This is a genomic window from Actinoplanes sp. ATCC 53533, from assembly GCF_003947245.1.
The window spans coordinates 1-1,315 of sequence record NZ_QHHV01000466.1 but is presented as its reverse complement, the minus strand read 5'-3'; the positions used below and the strand labels follow the sequence as shown (position 1 = coordinate 1,315).

The window sequence follows — 1,315 nt, the reverse complement described above, 5'->3', positions numbered from 1 at the left end:
AGCCGCGGGAATCGCCGTGCCACTCGGCGGTGTAGAGCTTGACCCCCTTGAGCCCGAACCGGGCGGCGTCGGCGCGCAACCGGTCGAGCCCGGCCTGCTCGTTGCGCGGGTCGAAGTTGTGGTTGTAGGTCAGTTTGTCGGGATGCCGCTGGGTCAACGCCCACGCTTCGTCGGTCTGTCCGAACCCGTTGTGGTAAAAGTCGCCGAGGTACGCGGGCTGGAAGATCGCGTGGTCGACATAGCCGTCGGTGAAGAGATCCTTCATCAGGCGGTCACCGCCGTAGTAGGTGTATTCGTCGTACGGCCACACGGCGTCTTCGGGGCTCAGATTCTTGTGGTAGTCGTAGAAACAGTCGATGAACTGCTTGCCGTGGATGTTGCGGCAGTTCTGTTCGCGGCCGTCCCACAGGGCGATGTGTGAATCGACGATGAAGTAGTCCTCGCCGTCCTTGGTATACATGCGTTCGAATCTCCTTTGACAGAACGGGAACCTGTGGCGGAGGACCGGAAAGACGCCCGCGACGCCTTTCCGGCCTTCCGACCCGCGACCGGCCCTACTGGACGGGCGTGAGGTCGAAGTCGATATATTCGGCGGCGTCCTCGGGATTGGCGAACATGATCGTCTTGTCGTCGAGGTGGACCATGCGGCCGTAGTGGGTCGACATGATCTCTTCGAAGTCAGATCCGTCGAAGTCCGTGCCCAGCGCCTCGGAGATCTCCTGATAGTCGAAGACGATCTTGTTGCTACCGTCCACCCGGATCATCGACGGGTATTCGGAGATCACGATGCCGTCCTTGGCGCCCATGACCTCCGCGACGACGTAGCCGTTCTGGTTGTTCATGAGCGTGACGCCGCACATGTTGGACGACGTGCGGTTGACGTCGAAACTCGCGGAAGAGGTCACTTCACTGCTCCTTCGCCGTGGCCAGGCCGAGGTCGGTGATCAGGGTCTGGAAATCGGCGGTCGCGGCGGCGTACGAGTCCGCGAAGGTGACCGCCCGGTCCGCCGGCTGCGACCAGATCGGCTGCAGCTCGTACGCGGCGTGCCTGCTGACCGGCACCCACTTGTCGAGCCAGCCCTGCATGACGGACCTGTTGTGCTCGCCGTGCGTGGCATCCTTGGTGAGCAAGGAGAACAGCGCGCGGGTGTAGCGCAGGTCGCGGGTGTAGTCGTTCTCGCCCGCGCCGATCAGCGTCGGGGTGATGTAGTCGCCGTTGCGCGCCGCGATCTGCATGACGAGGTCGCTGCGGAACAGCACGCCGACGAGCGGCTCGAAGACGACGTTGGTCGCGAACACCGCCTCGGCCCAGTCC

General features: G+C 63.4%; 2 protein-coding genes and 1 pseudogene. All 3 read right to left on the bottom strand.

Annotation, left to right across the window (positions count from 1 at the left end):
- Positions 1–460: amidohydrolase family protein (locus DMB66_RS59195; RefSeq protein ID WP_148112947.1), on the bottom strand; the 460-nt coding region annotated here is incomplete at its 3' end.
- Between the two features lie 94 nt (positions 461–554).
- Positions 555–905, bottom strand: coding sequence for a propane 2-monooxygenase effector subunit MimD (mimD, locus tag DMB66_RS59190; protein ID WP_233625613.1), 351 nt, complete (start codon positions 903–905; stop codon positions 555–557).
- A gap of 1 nt (position 906) precedes the next feature.
- A pseudogene (locus tag DMB66_RS59185) lies at positions 907–1,315 on the bottom strand (toluene hydroxylase); the annotation flags it as partial.